Source organism: Dissulfuribacter thermophilus (assembly GCF_001687335.1).
Classification (GTDB): domain Bacteria; phylum Desulfobacterota; class Dissulfuribacteria; order Dissulfuribacterales; family Dissulfuribacteraceae; genus Dissulfuribacter; species Dissulfuribacter thermophilus.
The window spans coordinates 1-18,244 of sequence record NZ_MAGO01000013.1 but is presented as its reverse complement, the minus strand read 5'-3'; the positions used below and the strand labels follow the sequence as shown (position 1 = coordinate 18,244).

Below are 18,244 nucleotides of genomic sequence, written 5' to 3'. Positions count from 1 at the left end.
TTAGGCAATTAACGCCCTTCTCCACCCTTCTTTCTTGAGCCTTTCAATACGTGCATTTGCCCACCGACTCATCTCCTTGAAATAGCGTTTTGGATCATCTTTTAAAATAGCTACTATCTTTTCTTTCTCCTCTTTTATATCATCCTGTTCTCCAGGATACATTTCTCTCCAGGTTGCGTACCCGTTATCAAAAATAAATTCAGGAGTCACTTCTTCTGGATCAATACCGAGTTTTTCTTTAATGAGTGCATGGGAAAGTACCATGTCATAATGAATGACCCAACCATTATCGTTTAACATCGTCATAGGATCAAAGTGAATATCTTGTGAACAGTCTGGACAATATAAGGCACTGATACTTTCTGGAATCAGTATATTGTCCCTGAGATTAAAGAATGCATCTCTTTTACCGCATTGACAGGTTATCTTAATTTCCACACACATGATAAAAACTCCTTTTTAAGAACTATTATCAATAGTATAAATGAATATTCTGATCAAGTAAAGCCCCATTTGAAAATTAAATCTTAATAGGCCAACCCTGGACCGGATTTAATGAATGAGACATCAGATTGTTTTGTTAGCTAGATCGAAACATGAATATACAAATACACTCTTGCAGACTCATAAGACTATATATATCATTTTGGAACCTAAGGATTCATTTGGATCTTTAAACGAGGCACTTTTTTCGGCCCATTGGCCAGAGAGTAATATATCTGTATCCATCTTAATAGGTCTGTGGATCATTAGTTTAACTTAGGTACACAAAAATAAGAGAAAAGGAGTTTTTTAGTGTCTCATTTAGCCATAAAAGATCACGATGCCCTTTTAATAGTAGACGTTCAAAACGACTTTCTTGATTCTGGAGCCCTTCCGGTCCCAGAAGGTAACAAGGTGATCCCAGAATTAAATCAGTGGATTGAAAGAGTGTCTGCCAAGGATTTACCCATATTTGCCACGAGGGACTGGCATCCCCCAAATCATACATCTTTTAAGGATTACGGTGGGATTTGGCCGCCCCACTGCATCCAGGAATCCCATGGGGCAGAGTTTCCAAACACCCTGGCATTGCCCAAATCAGCCATAATCATATCCAAGGGAACTGATCCCAACAAAGATGCCTATTCAGGATTTGAGGGAACAGATCTCGGTCCTCTGCTCACAAAGATGTCTATAAACCGACTTTATATTGGAGGACTTGCCACTGACTATTGTGTTAAAGCCACTGTAATCGATGCCCTTAAACTTGGGTTTGAAGTCGTAGTGATTAGATCAGCAATAAGGGGGGTTGATGTAAACCCCGGGGATTCAAAAAAGGCCATAGAAGAAATGGAAAAAAATGGTGCAGAATTCATTTGATTCTCCCCTATTAACAGATCTCTATCAGCTCACAATGGCCCAGGTATATGTAGAGAAGGGCCTTACGGGTACGGCCTGCTTTGAGTTTTTTGTCAGAGAATTACCTGCGGAAAGAAATTTTCTTGTAGCCTCTGGGATTCAAGAAATCATCAATTTTTTAAAAAATTTCAGTTTTTCCTCAGAAGACCTAAAATTCCTGGAATCAACAGGCCTATTTAACAAAGATTTTCTTGAATATCTCTCCGAACTACAATTTAAAGGTGACGTTTATGCCATGGACGAAGGTACTGTCTTCTTCCCCATGGAACCAGTTCTCCAGGTAAAAGCCCCTCTTCCACTAGCACAACTCCTTGAGACAAGGATAATAAATGTCCTACAGTACTCGATCCTCATCACCAGTAAAGCGGCCAGAGTTTCATTGGCTTCAAGAGGAAAAACCGTTGTAGATTTTGGACTCAGACGTGCCCACGGAGGCGAGGCAGGACTTTTGGCAGCCAAGTCATCATACATAGGCGGCTTTAATGGCACGTCTACAGTACTTGCTGGAAAACTCTACGGTATCCCAATATTTGGGACCATGGCACACTCATATATTCAGGCCCATAGAAACGAGCTTGAGGCATTCTTAAACTTTGCAAGGACCTACCCCCAGAGGCCAATTTTCCTTGTAGATACATACGATGTGAAACAGGGAGTAGAGACTGCTATTAAGGCCACTCAAATACTAAAAAAGGAAGGCATTAATCCCTTTGGAATTAGGATAGATAGCGGAGACCTTTCTGAGGAATCACGCATGGCAAGACTGCTTCTTGATGAAGCCGGTTATAACGACATCAAAATAATTGCCAGCGGTGACCTCGACGAATATTCAGTGGCAAGATTGGTAGAATCCAATGCCCCAATTGACGGTTTTGGAGTAGGGACAAGAGTGGTCACTTCAGTAGATGTACCTTATTTAAACTGTGCCTACAAACTCGTTGAATATTCGGGTAAAAAGACCTTTAAACGCTCCAAGGGCAAGGCAACCCTTCCTGGCCAAAAACAGGTAATAAGGCACTTTGACGAAAATGGAGGCATGATCTTCGACGAACTAGTCCTTTGTGATAAGACTATGAACACATCAGCCACTGCCAAGTGCCTACTCAAGCCTATCGTCGAACAGGGGAAAGTAGTTAATAGTGCCTTCGCCATTGAAGATGCAAGGCAACGACTTAGGACATCCTTGAATATGCTTCCGAATCACTTAAAGGCCCTTCACAAAGCCCCTGTCTATGAGGTACGTATCAATCCAAAACATTTTAATCTTTCTTGACTCTTGCCCACACCTCGTCCATAAGCTCAATATCTGCATCTTCTAAGTCAATATCTTTCTTTCTAAATTCATCTTCCATACGTTTAAAACGATCTTCAAAGCGGCGTGTGGTCTTAAAAAGGGCCTCTTCTGGATTGATGCCAAGGTGCCTGGCAAGATTAGCAATTGTAAAAAGAATGTCTCCAAGCTCCTCTTCCACATGGTCTCGATTGGCAGTGGCTAGGGCCTTCTCAAATTCGAGTCTTTCCTCCTCAAATTTTTCCATGACTCCTTTTACATCTTTCCAGTCAAACCCTACCCTCGAAGCCCTCTCTCCCAACCTGTACGCACGTTGTAGGGAGGGAAGTGACCTGGGAATTTCTCCGAGAACACTTGGTCTCTTTCCTTTTGACTTTGCCTCCTCAGCCTTTATGGCCTGCCAATTCTGTTTGACTTCATTGGCACTGGATACGGTTGTCACACCAAAGATATGAGGGTGTCTCCTGATCATTTTATCTCTTACATGACTAACGGCCCCCTCAAGAAATCCCTCTTCCTGTTCTTCATACATAAATGCCAAAAAAAGAAGCATAAAGAGGAGGTCTCCAAGTTCCTCCTTGACCTCGTGTGAACTCCCGCTATCAATGGCATCTAGTAATTCACAAGTCTCTTCCAAGAGGTATTTTTTTACGGACTGAGGAGTCTGTTCTCTGTCCCAAGGGCAACCATCTGGTGCCCTTAATGTCCTTATAATTTCCCACAGTTTATTGATCATGCTGTCCCCCTACTTAGTAAAAAATTTGTGCATACCTCTAAAAATTCAATGCAAAAATCTAGTATTTATTAATATCTATAAAAGTAAAGCCAGTGATTATGCCATTGTATAACAATATAAGGAAGGTTTGAAGAATGGACGAATCAATACCGCCTTCTTCTGCAACGATCTGAGGACTCCCATTGCTCTATCCTTCAAATGCTCTTTTGATACCGCCAATGACCGACTGACTTTGCGCTTTACATGGTTCCAAACTTACTCATCTGGCTTCAAATAAGAGATCTCTGAGGACTAAAACCGAGGGGCTTTAAAATGCGACCTACTGATACCTCGCTTAAACGCGCACCAAACTTCCAAAAAAATCAGTTCTTTCACCATTGTCAACATCCAAAGTTCAAATGGAAAATCTAGTTGACTTGGCTCCTACCCTCTTAGCGCTCTGACCAACCATTGCAACTGACTTGCATCAAACTTGATGCGGTCTTCATGGTACAGACTTTATCTTCAATGAAGATATCATTTCGGCAAACTTGAGAACTGCATAATTTGGGTTAATTATTTACCTTATTACAATCTTCTAGAGGTTTCGGTAATCCAGTTTCTTTAGATAAACATGGTGCTTGGAAAAGATATCCAGACCACATTCCTTTAAGCGTTTTAGTAAAAACAAGTATCCAAAAGATAATTAACTGGAAGGAGAAAATTAGTCCAAGAATTTCAAATATTGTATAATCAGTTACTCTCCAAAGTTGAAATGTTGCAGCTGTAAATACACCAACTGGGAAAGTAAACCCCCACCACCCCATATTAAAAGGTAATCCTTCATTAAAGTACTTAATAGTAAAAAGCCAAGCCATAACGTACCACCATAAACCATAACCCCATAGCAAGAGTCCTGTAATAAACCCGAAGGAAGCCAAGAAATCAGAAATTTGAGAAATATAAATACCTATATATGTTGCTTTAGTTGCACTACCTAAGAGAAGCATTCCCAATGAACCTGTTCCAAGTGGTCCCAGTGGTAGCCAGCTAGTAGTTGCCATTGCTCTATGCGGAAGTTTATGTGTGGCAAGTCTCAAAAACAAAATAACTAAAATAGAAAATGCTAATGGTACAGAAAATGTCCATAAAACATAACTGACAATTATAATAGTTTTGGCAGTCTCTCCGCTAAAATATGGAGCAAGTACCCCTCCGGCTGAAGCAGTAACCTCTGAAGCTACAATTGGCAAAAGCCATACTGCTGTCATATTTTCAAGTTTATGCTTTTCTTGTGTAGTAGACATTAAATAAGGTAAAAGCCAACCAACTCCAACGGCGAGAATTACATCAATCCACCATAGAAATAATGCAATATTGATTGCTTGTTCTCCCAAAAACGACGGTCCAAAAATAGCGAAGCCCTCGAGAACCGGTACCAGTGCCATGGGAATGGCTCCTAAAAACATAGATTGAACAGGATGTTGAAGCATAGGTTTTATAGTATCAGGGAAAAGTATCATTCTATATATAAATAAGAAGGAAAATAGTACGAAGAAAAAGATATCTACAAACCAAATAACTTGGCCCAATAGCAATTCCCCCGGAAATAGATCAGCTCTGATGTTGAATAATGTCAGAAAGGATATCCCCGTTCCCATGTTTACAGTAAACCAGTTAGGAGTAAAGTTGCGAATGATTTTCTTTAACTCTTTGTTAGCGAAAGGTTTTAAACTCATAGTTACTCCTCTACGTTAACACATACCTTATTGAAGATATTTTGATTCGAATTTGCCAATTGTGTCACAATTTGCCATGGCAATATAGTAATAAAGATCGGTAAGCGATTGAAGCATAGTTGCTTCTGCATTGATTAGCTGCACTTTGGCGTTATAATAACTTGCTTCTGCAAGCTGAACGTCTGTCAAATTTTTAATTCCATTTCGGAATGATTCTATTGTTGTATCAAGATATACTTTCGCAGCTTTTACTGCAGCAATTGTTGAATTAATCGTACTGATACTTGAGATAATTTGCTTCCAATCGGTTTCGAAGGAAACATTACTTTTTAAGCGAACATTTTTATAGTCTTCTTTTGCTGCCTCATAAAGCCATCTTGCTTTATGAACCTGATCAGATATCTCTCCACCTTGATAAATTGGGAACTGTAATTGGAACATAAATGTGTAAGAATTTCGACGTTTAATAGCACTTTCTTCTTGAGAATTTCCATAGCTCAGATCCAAATTAACTGTTGGATAGTGTTTAATTTTTTGTTTTTGAATGTTATTTTTTGCAATATCCAAGTAAAGTTTATAAATACCAATTTGAGTATTTTGATCAATTTTCTTTTTTTGCGAGTTATACAAATCAGGATTAAAGTATTCTACAAGTTCTTCAGGATTAATATGAAATGACTTTTTAAAGTATTTTTCGGATATTTCTGAGGTATTCACAAGAGATTTTAATTGATTTAATGTAAATCGGTATATTTGATTAATATTAACTAAATCACTCTGCACTTTCTTTAATTGCGCCTTTGCCTGAAATAGAGTTGGTTTATCGGAATATCTAATATCGTACTTTGCTTGAGTAATCTCTAACAAATTTTGATACATTTTTTTCTTCTTTTCTGTGATAACTTTAATTTGATTTAGCCGAATCAATTCAATAGCTGTTTTAGCAATCTGGACAATTAGCTTTGCCCTTCTATCTTCTTTTTCCAATCGAGAAAGTTTCAGCTTCAATTTTGCATCAGTAATAGAGTTTATAATTTGAGGTTCATAAATTGGTTGTTTTAGATCAACAAAGTATTCATACAATCCTCTTTTATATGAAAGTGTTTGAGACGAAAATTTATTGTCATATTGTTCATATCCTACGTTTCCTCTAAAAGTAATATGGGGCTTATATTTATCAGTAGCTTGTTTATAATGATATTTACTTGCAAGAATACGATAGTCTAATGCCTTAATACTAGGATTTTTTTGAGAACCCATTTCACACAAAGATTTCAAACTAAATAACGATTGTTGTGCCAAAGCTGGATGAGAAAACAACACAACTACTAATACAATGATGAATTTAATATTCATTGAATACCCCTTTAATATTTTCTAAAAATTAATGTTTATATGTATTTATATAGACTACTGCTGGCTGTAAGCCTGGAACAATATGCATGTTGTTCTTTTTGATTGTTTCCATTCCTTTACCCGTGATTTCTACAAGAATTTTATATAAGTTTTTCTTAGGTAAGACGTCTGGTGATATGTAGACTATCTTTCCTTCTATAGGTACATGTGAATGAACAGCATAAGTTGGGAAAAGAATAGAAGCTTTTTGTCCGATTTGAACTTTATCGATATCAATTGGTTGAATATAAGCTTCAACCATAACAAATTGTGTTGATGCAATAGTCATAATTGGTTGATGAGGATCGACCACTTCACCGATAGCATGGACGCGCATATCCATTACAATACCATCTTCTGGCGCCTTGAGAATGGCCAATTCGTTAATATGACGCAAAGCTTCTATCTTACTTCGTAGTGCGACAAGTTTGATACCAATCTTTTTAACTTCTTCCTGTGCACGATGAATATACTCAAGTTTATAAAATTTAATTAAACTATTATTGGCCTGAATTTTTTTTGAAGCTTCATCAATCTGAGATTGTGCTTTAGCAATTGATGCTTCAAATTTATTAATTTTTCGCTCAAGATCAAATATAACCAACTGACTTACCATATTTTTTTTATAAAGCTTTTTATATTTTGCCAACTCTTCTTTGTAAGACTGCAATTGATGATGATCAGATAAAACAACTTGTTGCAATCCTTGAATTTTTTCTTCTAGTGCATGGTTTTGATCTTTTATAGATCTAATCTTCGCCTTAAGTAATTTTTTTTCTGTTTCAAAAAGTTTGCGTTCCTTTGCTATTAAAGCATCAGCTCGCGACTTATCCATAAATTTATTTTTTATATCTTGAAAATCTACCGTTCTTGACAGTTTAGCTTCTGCTTCATATCGTACTTTTTTTATAAAATACTCATCATATTCATTAATGGCAGTTTGCAGTTGCTTATCAGTTTCTGTATGATCTAGTACGATAAGTGGAGTATCCTTTTTAACAAATTCTCCTTCCTTAACGTAAAGTTTGGCAACAAATCCACCTTTTGGATGTTCAATAATCTTATCGTAATTCTGAGAAACGATTTTTCCTTTAGCTACAACCACTGTAAGATCCTTAATGAAAAAGGAATAGATACTAATAAAACCAAAAAGCATTACAAAGATTAGCCACTTTAATGTATGATGATCACTGTTTTTTTTGGACTGTTCTTTAGATGGAATGGTGCTATTCTGATCTTTCATTGTTGTTCCCTTCATTTTTTGTCCTTAAATAACTTGAGTGCGTATATTTAAAAATGGATCTACCTCTAATGTATTTTGTTAGTTTATCCTAATTTTATTTTTCTAGTTTGTTTCATTATATCCTCTTCAGATTATACAAAATTACAGTCTTTTTCAACCACTGGTATCCGTAAAACAGATAGCAATGTCCTTTAAAACTTACCAAAATTTAGTATTAACACCTTAAAAAGTAAAACCAATCATGGCTATTAATTTTATAAATAGCTAATGGTACAACTAATGTATTCACTTTTGTATGCGTCAAAATATAACACAAAAAGTCCTGGTAGTCATATTTAGAGTAAACCAGTTAGATGTAAAAAATCCTGACTACTTCAGTTATATTTTTATTCCCCAATGATTTAATATCCATCATCTTCTCCTTATAGAAAAAGCATTCCTCCAAATAACGCTACACCCAATACCATGATGAATAAACTAATAGCATAAAACAAATATTCATCGTCATGTGCCTTACCTTCTTTTAATAGTTTTAGCTGCCTCTTATAATAAAAAATCGTATAGATACATAATACAATACCTGCCAGCGTTGTCGATAAACCCATATAGTGGTATAAAGCCTCACTTTGATAAATATCTTTTGATGAAATCTTCAGTAAATTTGATGAAATTTCCTCAAGAAAAAAATCAAATTTTTTTATTACAAATCCCAATACTATCATTGAGATAGAAGTTCTACAAAGTGCCAAAATAGTCCTATTTAAGGCCCACAAATCTCTTGGATTTATATCTCTCATTAGATTCCTCTATAATATTTTTTATTTTTTTTGAAATCGTCTTTAATAGTTCTTTTTTATTCGTTTGTAAATAACTTAAAATTAGACAATAACAAGTAGTTAGAGTCTCCAATTTGGATCTACCTTTACTGTATAGAAAACTATCTTTTACATAAAATACAGTTTTATCGGAAAAATTCGCCTGAAAAAGGGATTAGAATGACTGACTATCCCTCTCAGTATGGACTCCATTAATCCAGATTATGATGCTCCAAAGCCTTGCCGAAGATGCAAGCAGGTAGTCAAAATGCATAATTTGGGATAAAGATAACCGACAAATCTTCCATCTGAAATAAAAATCTGGATTATAAAAGTTGTGTGGTTGAACCTTGAAGAAAAGACCTGAAAAAATACTCTAAAAAAAGACCAACTAACTAAATGAGGAGGGATTAAGCAGATAATAGTTGGAGGCGGGCACTTTGGCTCGCCTCCAACTATTATTTAGCTCTTCAAGAGATCCTTAAAATCCCATTTACTGGATTGATCTCTTTGTTTATCGATGACCTCAATCACCCTACTTCCATCATCTTTTTTAGACTTGTAAGCTCCAAACCCTTTCAAAATAATAACTCTGATATTGCCATAACCATTGAGGCAATTTTTGCCAGTCGTAACTCACCGTTACTTCAACATTGCCCCGAAGTCCAGTTTTTTGAAAATGGTGGGCAAGACCATTTTTAAGCCCATCCAGACTTTTGGAACATATTTCCTCTTTCCCTAGCCTTGCCCGCCAGAGACCTTCCTTGAAGTCAAGGGCTACGGCTATTCTTTTTTGCACTCTACCCTCCTATCATGTTTTTAACTACTGGAGGCATCATGCCGTGATGGAACACCCAGGCAATAAGGAGTGCCAACGGGGTAACAATACAGAAAATCACCAGACCATAAGCAACAGCAAGTTTACCTAAACCGGCTTTCCTAAGTTCGCGGAAGTCTGTCACAATACCAATACTTGTAAAGGTAAGTAAGAAGAAAAGATGCCTAAGAGCGCCCTCAACCGGCTTTACACCGGCAATGAGATCTTTAACTGGTACAATATTTCCAAAGCCCAGAATCATTACGATCAACATTGCAAAGAAGTAACCCAAGACAAACTTTGGAAAGCGGAACCAGATTTCAATCTTAGGAATCTTTTCCCCGGCCTTACGTTTTTCAAAGTAGGCCACCCAAATAACAGCCAGGATAAAGGCCCAAAGACCGATAAACATATCTATCCAAATCTTGGTCATGATGGACGAAAGGGTAATCCACCCTTCTTCCCAGATCACGCCTAGTTTGAGTTGGGCCGCAGAACGCATAAGTTCATCTAAAATAGCTCCAGAAGCCGCATCGGCACCGTCAGTTTTAATTGCCAATCCTAGGCTAGACCCTGCTACAATAGGCTCATGAAGTAAAAATTTGGTGAGAATGGGGGGATAGAGAATGAGCTGAACTGTAGCGTAAACTACTACCAAGGTGGAAAGCAGAACTGGGATAATCGGCTTAGCTCTAACAGCACCGGCAGTTGCGATAGCAGCCGAGACTCCACAGATGGAGCTTGCAGAAGCAAAACAGGCCGACCATTCGCGTGAATAGCCAAATCCCCGACGCAACAGCAAATAAGCGAGGGGCCAGTAAAGGAGATAGCCTGCGATCGTGGCACAAATACCGGAGATAATAAGGTGAGCTGCAAAGTGGGCACTCTCCAAGGCCTTAACTCCAAGCTTGGCTCCCAAACAGACAATAGCTATCTTGATAAACCATTCTGGCCTTGCTCCTTTCTTCATGAAATCTATAAAACTTTTTGGAGCAAAGTTTCCGATAATGAGACCAATTACCAAAGCAAAGATGTAATAAGCTCCTCCGAGCTGAAGTCCACTTTCTAGGCCAAATTTGTGCCATTTGGTGGCGGGCGCACTGATATAAGCGTGTTTACCAATTATGTATGCAACAACTGTCAATACAAAAATAATAGTCCATGCCGCTATATAATCCTTAACATTCCATTTCATAATAGCGGCTGCAGCCGCTGTGACAGCGGTAAAAATTATGTAGGATACAATAAGACTGGCCCAAGGCCCCATGAGCCCTTTTTGTGCTGAGCCGAAAGCATGTGAAATATCCACCCAGCCTTTGAATTTTACAATCCATCCTGTCAAAGGTAAGTGGGTAACTGCGGCCAAAATCCCTAAAATTACAAAAAAGCCCCCCAACCAAAAGGCCCACCAATCCTCGGTACTGAACATACCGTCATACCATTTGCGTTTGTCAGTCATGCTATCACTCCCCTTCTATTTTAATAAAAAGGTGTTTATCAGTATGCCTAAGACAACCAATGAGATTACTCCCGAAATCACAGAATATTTTACCAACTTTCCCTCAATAGGATCCCAAGGTTGAGTTTCTTCCATACCTTCTGTCATTTCCTTATTCAGCTTTTCCATAGTTCACCTCCTTATTTTTTCGTCTACCTATTGGTACGATAGATCTTTACCAAATCATCAATTCCATTTTTTTACAGGTATTCCATGAGTTACCTCCTTTTTTTTATTTTATTCACCTCTTGTGATGGTGTTTTCGCCAAACCCTTTTTTCTTTTTAGATCTCTTCCATAGTTCACCTCCTAATCATTTTTTTAAAACTAGTCCTAATGGGATGAGTAAGAACCAGCGAATAAAAAGCCATGTTGGCCATTATCTCTGAATAAGTACCGCCCCCTAACAGAGGCCAGTCCACCAGCTGAAGGTAGTGCCTCCCCTTGTGACGCCGAGGATTTGTAATTAAGACATCTTTGTAAAATAGTATTGGGTCGTTATATGTCCTAAGTAGCTGCTCATCTTCTAATATGGCCTTTAAAAAACGAAATCTCGCACCATCAACAAACAACCCTCCCACCCTAACCTCGTCCAGCAGCTGCCTAAAAGATATAAAGAAGGACGTAATTAATTTGACCATATAACTAAAAAACAGCATTAGGTTTGTCTTCATTTTTAAGGAACAGAAGATTTAACCTATAACTTACTTTTATCATTAAATATTTTAGATGATTAACTACAAAATCTGTCTCAATTTGTGCCCTAATTTTCCACTCATCATAAACACCTCCACAGCTCAATTTAAAATTTTTTTGAATTTTATAATCAATATTTTTGATAAAGACGAGTGCAAAACATGTGCCCAAAGATTCAATCTAATGAGAAAGACTAATTACAAATTAGGGAACAGGACTTTTGAGCAAAAAAGAACTCGAATTTCATAAATAACTACTTGTGATTTTATGCATTTACAGAAACGACAAAAAAAATAGGAGTTCATCCTCCCCTTTATAAGAGAATAAACAAAAAGTGTTATTCAAAAAAATCGGAGCTGTGGATTTTTTTATGTTACCAAATAGGAACGTTTTTACCTTTTTTTGTTCCGAAATAGGAACATACTAGGAACAATATAAGACACTTTTTAAATAACGACTCCCTCCGGTCTTTGGGACTCATTGTCAAACAATCTAAAAGTCATTGCTGGTATGATAGTGAGACTCTTAAGGAAATAAATTTAAAATTGGTAGGATTCGAGTTAGTTGGAGAGGAATTTTTAAAAGCTGACTTATTTTTAGTTTACAAAAATGTATCTTTGGGCGCCTCAGGCGCCCAAAGAATTAAGTTGAATATCCCTAGCTTAAAAAGAGAGATTTACTGTTATGCCCCCATAAACAAAATTGTCCTTTCCTGCGTGATCTGCATTGTGTGCTTGCATATCATCTGCAGCATCACTACTGAGAGGAAAAGACCAGTAAAGTTCTGGGGAAACCGATATATATTTTGCCACAGGAATATTTAGTGATATGGATGCAAGACCATCATGGAAATTATTGTACTCATCCCTAGGATCATTGGGGTCTGCATAAACGCCATTGTCACTTGAGATGAGATAGCTTCCCTGCAACCCCATATCCAGGCTGGCATTTCTCCATGGCAATGCAAAAGAATGGGAGATGCCAAGTGTAATATATGTGCTGGGTGCGTGGGCAACTTCCCTGTAAATAGTAAGTCTTGGGTTTAAGAACATATTTAACCCAGCGGTTACGTACACTTCATGGCTATCGTCAGTGCCGGGAAGTGCATACCAAATCCACCCTGCACCAACAGAAACACCATTAATTTCAGTATCATATGATAGTTTAAAGTCTGTTTCATTCAGATTCTCAAGGGTTGTATCATAGGGATTAGTGTCTATATTTTGCCATATACTTGCCCCAAAGCCCTTGTAGTTCAATCCAAAATAGGGTTGTACCACAAGACTGTCTTTTGAGCGTTCATAGCCTCTCCATATATATTGGCTTGTTAGGGTAAGAGAGGCATCTACACTAGGTTTTGCCTCTTCAGCCCTTACAAATCTCGGTGTAAAGACAGTTGCACACATCATTATGCATAAGACTAATATATTAATACTTTTGCAGTTTTTCATGAATTATCCTCCTTTACATGTTTTTAATTTCTTTATTCTTTTTTTAATCTTCTCCCCTATCTCTCCACCTATATCACCTCCTTTCTTTATTAAATTATTGTTTGGCACATTTATCTAGATAGCCCTTTCTCCTATTTCGCCACTTCTTATTTTTAAGGCATTTACTACCGGATCAGGTAAAAGTCTTTCGGTCCTCTATTTAACGAATCCTTGGAGTCTGCCTAATGGCAACTACTATCTTTTTTTGCCTTTGGAATAGGATCTACTTAAATTCTCTTCCTCATACTCATCTACAGTCCCTTTGCAGGGGGTGAAAAACGTCGGCATCCCTTCGCCGTCAGCACCCTCAGGTTCAATATATATGTAAAAGGGCTGTCAAGGATGCGCCAAGGACGCACCCTGAGGGCTTGCCCTTGACAGCCCTTTGAAGTGGGTTACAGACAACTACCTTTTGATACTATCAATAATATTTGTCGAAAATTGTGTCTAAAAATTCGGAGAGCTTTACATGAACTGCTTAATTTAGCATTATGTACAATGCTACTCCACTCGAATACAGCGACTAGCCTCAGGCACTTTAATATCTACTCAATACTCCTATCTTTTTATCGTGTAACTCTATATTACACTTTGCCAATCTTTGATGACCGCTCCAGGCACTATCCTTTAGAACGGCTAATTTAGTCCTAGCATACTGAGCCATGGAGCCATCATAAATCCACACCGATCCCTTACGAAGATAGTAATTGGCAACAAACCAAATTCCAGAGGCCAGGTGTCCGGTATTGCAGTAACTGATCCACGGACGTCCATCATCAAGACTGAGCCCATGTGACCTGAGAATCTCTTTAATCTCTGACATAGGTTTAAGTGTATAGTAATCCCCTTCATTTTTAGCAAATAGCGAAACAGGAATTAATATAGCACCAGGTATATGACCATGCCTTACAAGACGGGGATCAGCATCTTTTCCTTTAAAGTAATCCAGATTGCGAGCATCTATAAAATAGGCGCTCTCCTTTCCATCAAGAATTTCTTTTACTTTGATCAAATCACAGAATATCGGCTGATCTTCCAAACGATGAATCTTGAAATTAGTCCTGTTCACTCTAACAGCACCTTCTTCAAGCGGCCGTTCCTCAGCATCCCACTTGGCCAATCCTCCGTCCATATAAAATGTATTCTTAATACCTGAATAGTTAAGTATTGCTATAACACGTGCGGCATCTACCCAGTCCTTAGGAGTCTCTCCTGCTGAATAAACCACCACATTTGAATCCTCTGACAGGCCTGCGTTAGCAATGACCTTTTCCAGTTCTCGATCTGGAAGAAGCATCCCAGGGACATTTCCCTCCACCCGAGTGAGCATATGGTTGTTCAATCTTATTGCACCAGGAAGATGCTCGTCCAAGTAATCTTCTTCTGAAATATTTCGAGCATCAATAACAGTAACTATGCCTTTTTTAATGGCATTCTCCACTTGAGCTGTTGACAATATTTTACTGTCAACATTAAGATTCTGTGCAACAGATCGACTACACGTCAAAATAATTGACAGGAGACAAACAAACAGAATCTTATTAATTGTAGCCATTTTCTTCACCTCTATTCATTGTATTTATATGTCATGCCTTTAGTGTTGTCTTGTCTCCCCCGGGGTACTAAAATAAGTAATCTTATTTTTTTAGTCTCTAAAAACAAAATATGTTGCACAGATCAAAAAGTCCAATTTATAATTTCTATTTTTTCATTCAATTCATTTGATAATGGAGTTTAAATTATGGCAATTACCCTAAGACAGTTGGAAATCTTCTTGGCAGTAGCACAGACTCAACATGTTACTAAGGCCAGTAAGAGACTCTTTCTCACCCAATCAGCAATTAGTATGGCAATATCAGAACTGGAACATCAGTTTGGAACGCCACTTTTTGACCGGCTTGGTCGACGATTAGTCCTAAATGACAGGGGAAGACTCCTATTACCCCATGCTACTGAGATACTTCGGCAGGTCAAGAACGTCGAAACATTGCTAACAGAAACAGGCGGTTCCATAGCCGGAGAACTAAAGGTGTCTGCAAGCACTACCATTGGCAACTACCTATTGCCATATTTACTGGGAGCCTTTGTTAATAAGTATCCTAATATTGTGCCTACCCTTCAGGTGGGCAACACAGAGCAGGTTGAGAAGGGCATCCTTTCAGGTGACTATGACATTGGTTTCATAGAGGGCTATTCCCATCATAAAGAAATAGAAACCATTCCATGGCTCGATGACGAACTAGTGGTGATCGCAGGTCCTCGTGACCCACTGTGCAAGAAAAGCGAGCTTACCAAGCGGGATTTGGAAGAGGCCAAATGGATAGTACGCGAACAGGGTTCAGGTACTGAAGAGATATTTGAGTCAGAAATCACCAAACAAATAAGACAGTTTAATGTTCTCATGAGACTAGGACACACCGAGGCCATAAAAAAGGCTGTGGAGTCTGGACTAGGAATCGGATGCCTTTCCTCATTGAGCGTTGGGAGAGAGATCGAGGAAGGATGGTTAGTTCGTCTGCCAGTCCCCTTTCTAAAGCTACAACGCAAGTTACTTATAGTCCTGCATCGCAAAAAAAACAGAACAGCCCTATTGAACGAATTCTTAAGCTTTTGTGAACAGTGGAAATCTGGAAGCAGTTAATTAAAAATTGCATAGATTTTTTGATTTTCAATTCAATAAAGGTACACCCTTGAGAGGCCGGAGATAAAGATTGCTATTTGTTTTGTGACCTCAAAATTGAAATACTCCGGCCCCCGTTTTTATCTACATTCTAAGCTGTTACTGGAATTACCACACTAACTGCCCCACGCAATTCGCCTATTTGGTATCCTTCTTTTTTAAAACCTAAAATATCTGTTGTAGCCTTGGGCCCACCATGACATTTCATACAAAAGGCCTTTGTTTTGATGGCAACCATGTAACGATAAACTAGTTGAGAACCCAAAGAAGACCAAGCAGAAAACTCACTAAGCCCATTTTTTTTCATTTTCGATAAGGCCTTTATTTCAAAAGGATCTGGACGGTTACATGGATGCCTGTATTTTAAGGCTACCTGCTTGATGATTATCCCTGTTTTTGCCTGAAAGATAGACGCTGTCTGCCTAGCCCACGTAGCTGGTAAAAAATACTTAAACTTTACTCCCTTCAGATTGATTCTATCTTGATTGATAGATATCGCCTCTTTGGAGGCATCGATATAATCTTCCCATATTTCCTTCTGTGCCTGGGTCAATTTTGCCTCAAATGCAGAAAGACTTTTTCGCAATTCCTTCTCGAAGTATTCAGGGGTAAAACCTTTATCCCCAAGCTCTGGATTATTGATCTTACCCAAACTTTTAAAGACAATCCTTCGGCCTGTAAGTGTGGCCTTGACTAAAAGTTCAGCCAATAGAGGAGCTTCATTTTTAGAAACCTTCTTTACAAAACAGTACTCAGGAAGACCACCTTCGGTATTTTGAACGTTTTGTTCAGCAAAGGCCAAAGAAAAATTTGAACAGAGCAAAGCCATAATGAACAAGAGTCTTAAAAACATTTCATCCTCCCTATTGTAAATTAAGGCCCAAAGAGATTAGTCTTAGAAACATCTTATTTTTAAGATGATGAAGTTATATTTCTTTTTTTAAAAATTACAAGAAAAATTTTTTCTTTTTTAACCAAAAGATTTTAATATATAAGTGGGGTAGTACTAGGGAGAAGTTAATAAAAAAAGATACGCTATTAGCGAAATCTAGCTGAACATAAAAGGACTTTTTATCCCAAAGTATGCAGGTCGAAAGCTTTGTCGAAGATGCAAGGCGGATGGTACATAGAGACTTACTTAGGTAGCTCAAGTACCCGACAATACAAGCCCATTCGGTAAACTTGCGAGCCCGTTGTGACTTCAAATGTCTGAGATATAAACGCTCGTATTGAGCAGCGCCTTAAAAATCCTTTTCTCAGGCATTTAAAGCGCATAATTTACCGTGAAAATACCTCTCTCATCCTATGCAGGGCCGAGAGAGCACCTTCTAACTCACCCAAAGATGGGGAGCGTAACCACACCCCTTGGCGATGGTTAAGGAGGAAGGCTAGAGGATTTTATTTCGTCATGAAATTTTAGGTTTATATCTTCTTCCAGCGCTGTTACTAAATATCAATATTGAGTTCTTTTAATTTTTTCCATAGGACCTTACGACTTATTCCCAGCTTTGCAGCTGCCTCTATCTTTTTCCCTTTGGTCTGCTCCAGGGCCTTGAGGATCCTCTGCCTTTCATAACATTTTACCCCCTCTTCCAATGGAAGATCTTCAGATATGCAGGGAAGGTCCTCGGCCATCTTTCTAAATACAGAGGGAAGATGGGTTACGTGAATATGACTTCCAGTGGATAATAATACCGCCCTCTCTATGGCATTCTTGAGTTCCCTCACGTTTCCAGGATAATCGTAGGCCAGAAGGCTCTTATATGCATCAGGAGAAATGTCTAGCCCCTGCTTACCGTATTTCTGAGAAAATATCTTTAAAAAATGTTCGATCAGAGCGGTTATGTCTTCACCCCTCTCTCTTAGAGGAGGCAGGTGTATTGGCACTACATTTATCCTGTAAAACAAATCCTCCCTAAAAGTCCCCTCTTTGATAGCCTCTTTCAGGTCCTTGGCAGTAGCGAATATCGTCCTGACGTCTACCTTTATGCTCTTATATCCTCCAAGCCTAGTTATTTCCTGGTCTTCTAACACCCTCAAAAGCTTTGCCTGCAGGCTAAGTGGCATGTCTCCAATTTCATCAAAGAAGATCGTCCCACCATCCGCAGCCTCAAATTTTCCTTTACGGGCCTGCACTGCTCCTGTAAAGGCCCCCTTTTCATGACCAAATAGCTCTGATTCAAGAAGATTTTCAGGGATGGCTGCACAATTTATCTTTATAAATGGCTTATCCTTCCTCTCACTCAGGTTGTGAAGCGCATTGGCTACCAGCTCTTTACCGGTTCCACTCTCACCGCGAATAAGCACTGGGACATCTGTTGGGGCCACTGTATTTATCAGATCAAAAACCGCCTTCATGGCAGAACTTTTGCCAATAAAATTATCGAACTGGGCCTGTTCTTTTATGGTTTCCCTCAGGCGTACGTTCTCAAGTTCGAGTTCGCGGTAATTGAAATATCTTTGGG

At 38.4% G+C, this 18,244-nt stretch carries 17 protein-coding genes; 3 read left to right on the top strand and 14 right to left on the bottom strand.

From position 1 onward, the window contains the following. Positions 1-444, bottom strand: a complete 444-nt coding sequence (locus DBT_RS10470; RefSeq protein ID WP_067620265.1) for a hypothetical protein — start codon at positions 442-444, stop codon at positions 1-3. Positions 445-795: 351 nt separating this feature from the next. Between DBT_RS10470 and DBT_RS10465 the strand changes: the two genes are divergently transcribed. Both DBT_RS10465 and DBT_RS10460 read left to right on the top strand, forming a co-directional pair. After that, on the top strand, positions 796-1,362 hold the full coding sequence (locus DBT_RS10465) for a nicotinamidase (protein ID WP_067620262.1): 567 nt from the start codon (positions 796-798) through the stop codon (positions 1,360-1,362). Continuing rightward, on the top strand, positions 1,343-2,674 hold the full coding sequence (locus DBT_RS10460) for a nicotinate phosphoribosyltransferase (protein ID WP_067620259.1): 1,332 nt from the start codon (positions 1,343-1,345) through the stop codon (positions 2,672-2,674). Before DBT_RS10465 ends, DBT_RS10460 begins: the two co-directional genes overlap by 20 nt. On the opposite strand, the gene mazG is transcribed toward DBT_RS10460, so the two are convergent. The 11 genes from mazG to DBT_RS10405 form a co-directional block, all read right to left on the bottom strand. Continuing rightward, positions 2,661-3,428 (bottom strand): nucleoside triphosphate pyrophosphohydrolase, encoded by a 768-nt coding sequence (mazG, locus tag DBT_RS10455; RefSeq protein WP_067620256.1) that lies wholly within the window; start codon positions 3,426-3,428, stop codon positions 2,661-2,663. The genes DBT_RS10460 and mazG overlap by 14 nt on opposite strands. A 551-nt stretch (positions 3,429-3,979) precedes the next feature. Continuing rightward, on the bottom strand, positions 3,980-5,146 hold the full coding sequence (locus DBT_RS10450) for a TDT family transporter (RefSeq protein ID WP_067620252.1): 1,167 nt from the start codon (positions 5,144-5,146) through the stop codon (positions 3,980-3,982). 27 nt (positions 5,147-5,173) lie between these two features. After that, positions 5,174-6,502 (bottom strand): TolC family protein, encoded by a 1,329-nt coding sequence (locus DBT_RS10445; RefSeq protein ID WP_067620249.1) that lies wholly within the window; start codon positions 6,500-6,502, stop codon positions 5,174-5,176. A gap of 28 nt (positions 6,503-6,530) precedes the next feature. Further along, positions 6,531-7,799, bottom strand: coding sequence for an HlyD family type I secretion periplasmic adaptor subunit (locus tag DBT_RS10440; protein ID WP_067620245.1), 1,269 nt, complete (start codon positions 7,797-7,799; stop codon positions 6,531-6,533). Between the two features lie 407 nt (positions 7,800-8,206). Then, positions 8,207-8,581, bottom strand: coding sequence for a YidH family protein (locus DBT_RS10435; RefSeq protein WP_067620242.1), 375 nt, complete (start codon positions 8,579-8,581; stop codon positions 8,207-8,209). Between the two features lie 571 nt (positions 8,582-9,152). Further along, the gene (locus tag DBT_RS10430) at positions 9,153-9,398 is read right to left on the bottom strand and encodes a DUF5395 family protein (RefSeq protein WP_067620239.1); all 246 of its coding nucleotides are present in this window, start codon (positions 9,396-9,398) and stop codon (positions 9,153-9,155) included. A gap of 1 nt (position 9,399) precedes the next feature. After that, the gene (locus DBT_RS10425; protein WP_067620236.1) at positions 9,400-10,875 is read right to left on the bottom strand and encodes a putative sulfate exporter family transporter; all 1,476 of its coding nucleotides are present in this window, start codon (positions 10,873-10,875) and stop codon (positions 9,400-9,402) included. Positions 10,876-10,890: 15 nt separating this feature from the next. Then, positions 10,891-11,043, bottom strand: coding sequence for a hypothetical protein (locus DBT_RS12145; protein ID WP_153304066.1), 153 nt, complete (start codon positions 11,041-11,043; stop codon positions 10,891-10,893). Positions 11,044-11,215: 172 nt separating this feature from the next. After that, positions 11,216-11,494 carry a hypothetical protein gene (locus tag DBT_RS10420; protein WP_161939965.1) on the bottom strand — a complete coding sequence of 93 codons (279 nt, stop codon included), beginning with the start codon at positions 11,492-11,494 and terminating at the stop codon, positions 11,216-11,218. Between the two features lie 777 nt (positions 11,495-12,271). Beyond that, positions 12,272-13,060 (bottom strand): TorF family putative porin, encoded by a 789-nt coding sequence (locus DBT_RS10410; RefSeq protein WP_067620227.1) that lies wholly within the window; start codon positions 13,058-13,060, stop codon positions 12,272-12,274. Positions 13,061-13,637: 577 nt separating this feature from the next. Then, positions 13,638-14,654 (bottom strand): sulfurtransferase, encoded by a 1,017-nt coding sequence (locus tag DBT_RS10405; RefSeq protein ID WP_067620224.1) that lies wholly within the window; start codon positions 14,652-14,654, stop codon positions 13,638-13,640. 186 nt (positions 14,655-14,840) lie between these two features. On the opposite strand from DBT_RS10405, the gene DBT_RS10400 reads away from it, so the two are divergent. Beyond that, a complete protein-coding gene (locus DBT_RS10400) occupies positions 14,841-15,740 on the top strand; it encodes a LysR family transcriptional regulator (protein WP_067620221.1) in 900 nt (299 codons plus the stop codon). Positions 15,741-15,870: 130 nt separating this feature from the next. On the opposite strand, the gene DBT_RS10395 is transcribed toward DBT_RS10400, so the two are convergent. Together DBT_RS10395 and DBT_RS10390 are read right to left on the bottom strand one after the other, a co-directional pair. After that, a complete protein-coding gene (locus DBT_RS10395; RefSeq protein ID WP_067620217.1) occupies positions 15,871-16,632 on the bottom strand; it encodes a Tll0287-like domain-containing protein in 762 nt (253 codons plus the stop codon). A gap of 593 nt (positions 16,633-17,225) precedes the next feature. Continuing rightward, the coding region (locus DBT_RS10390) for a sigma-54 interaction domain-containing protein (protein WP_067620214.1) at positions 17,226-18,244 on the bottom strand (1,019 nt) is incomplete at its 5' end.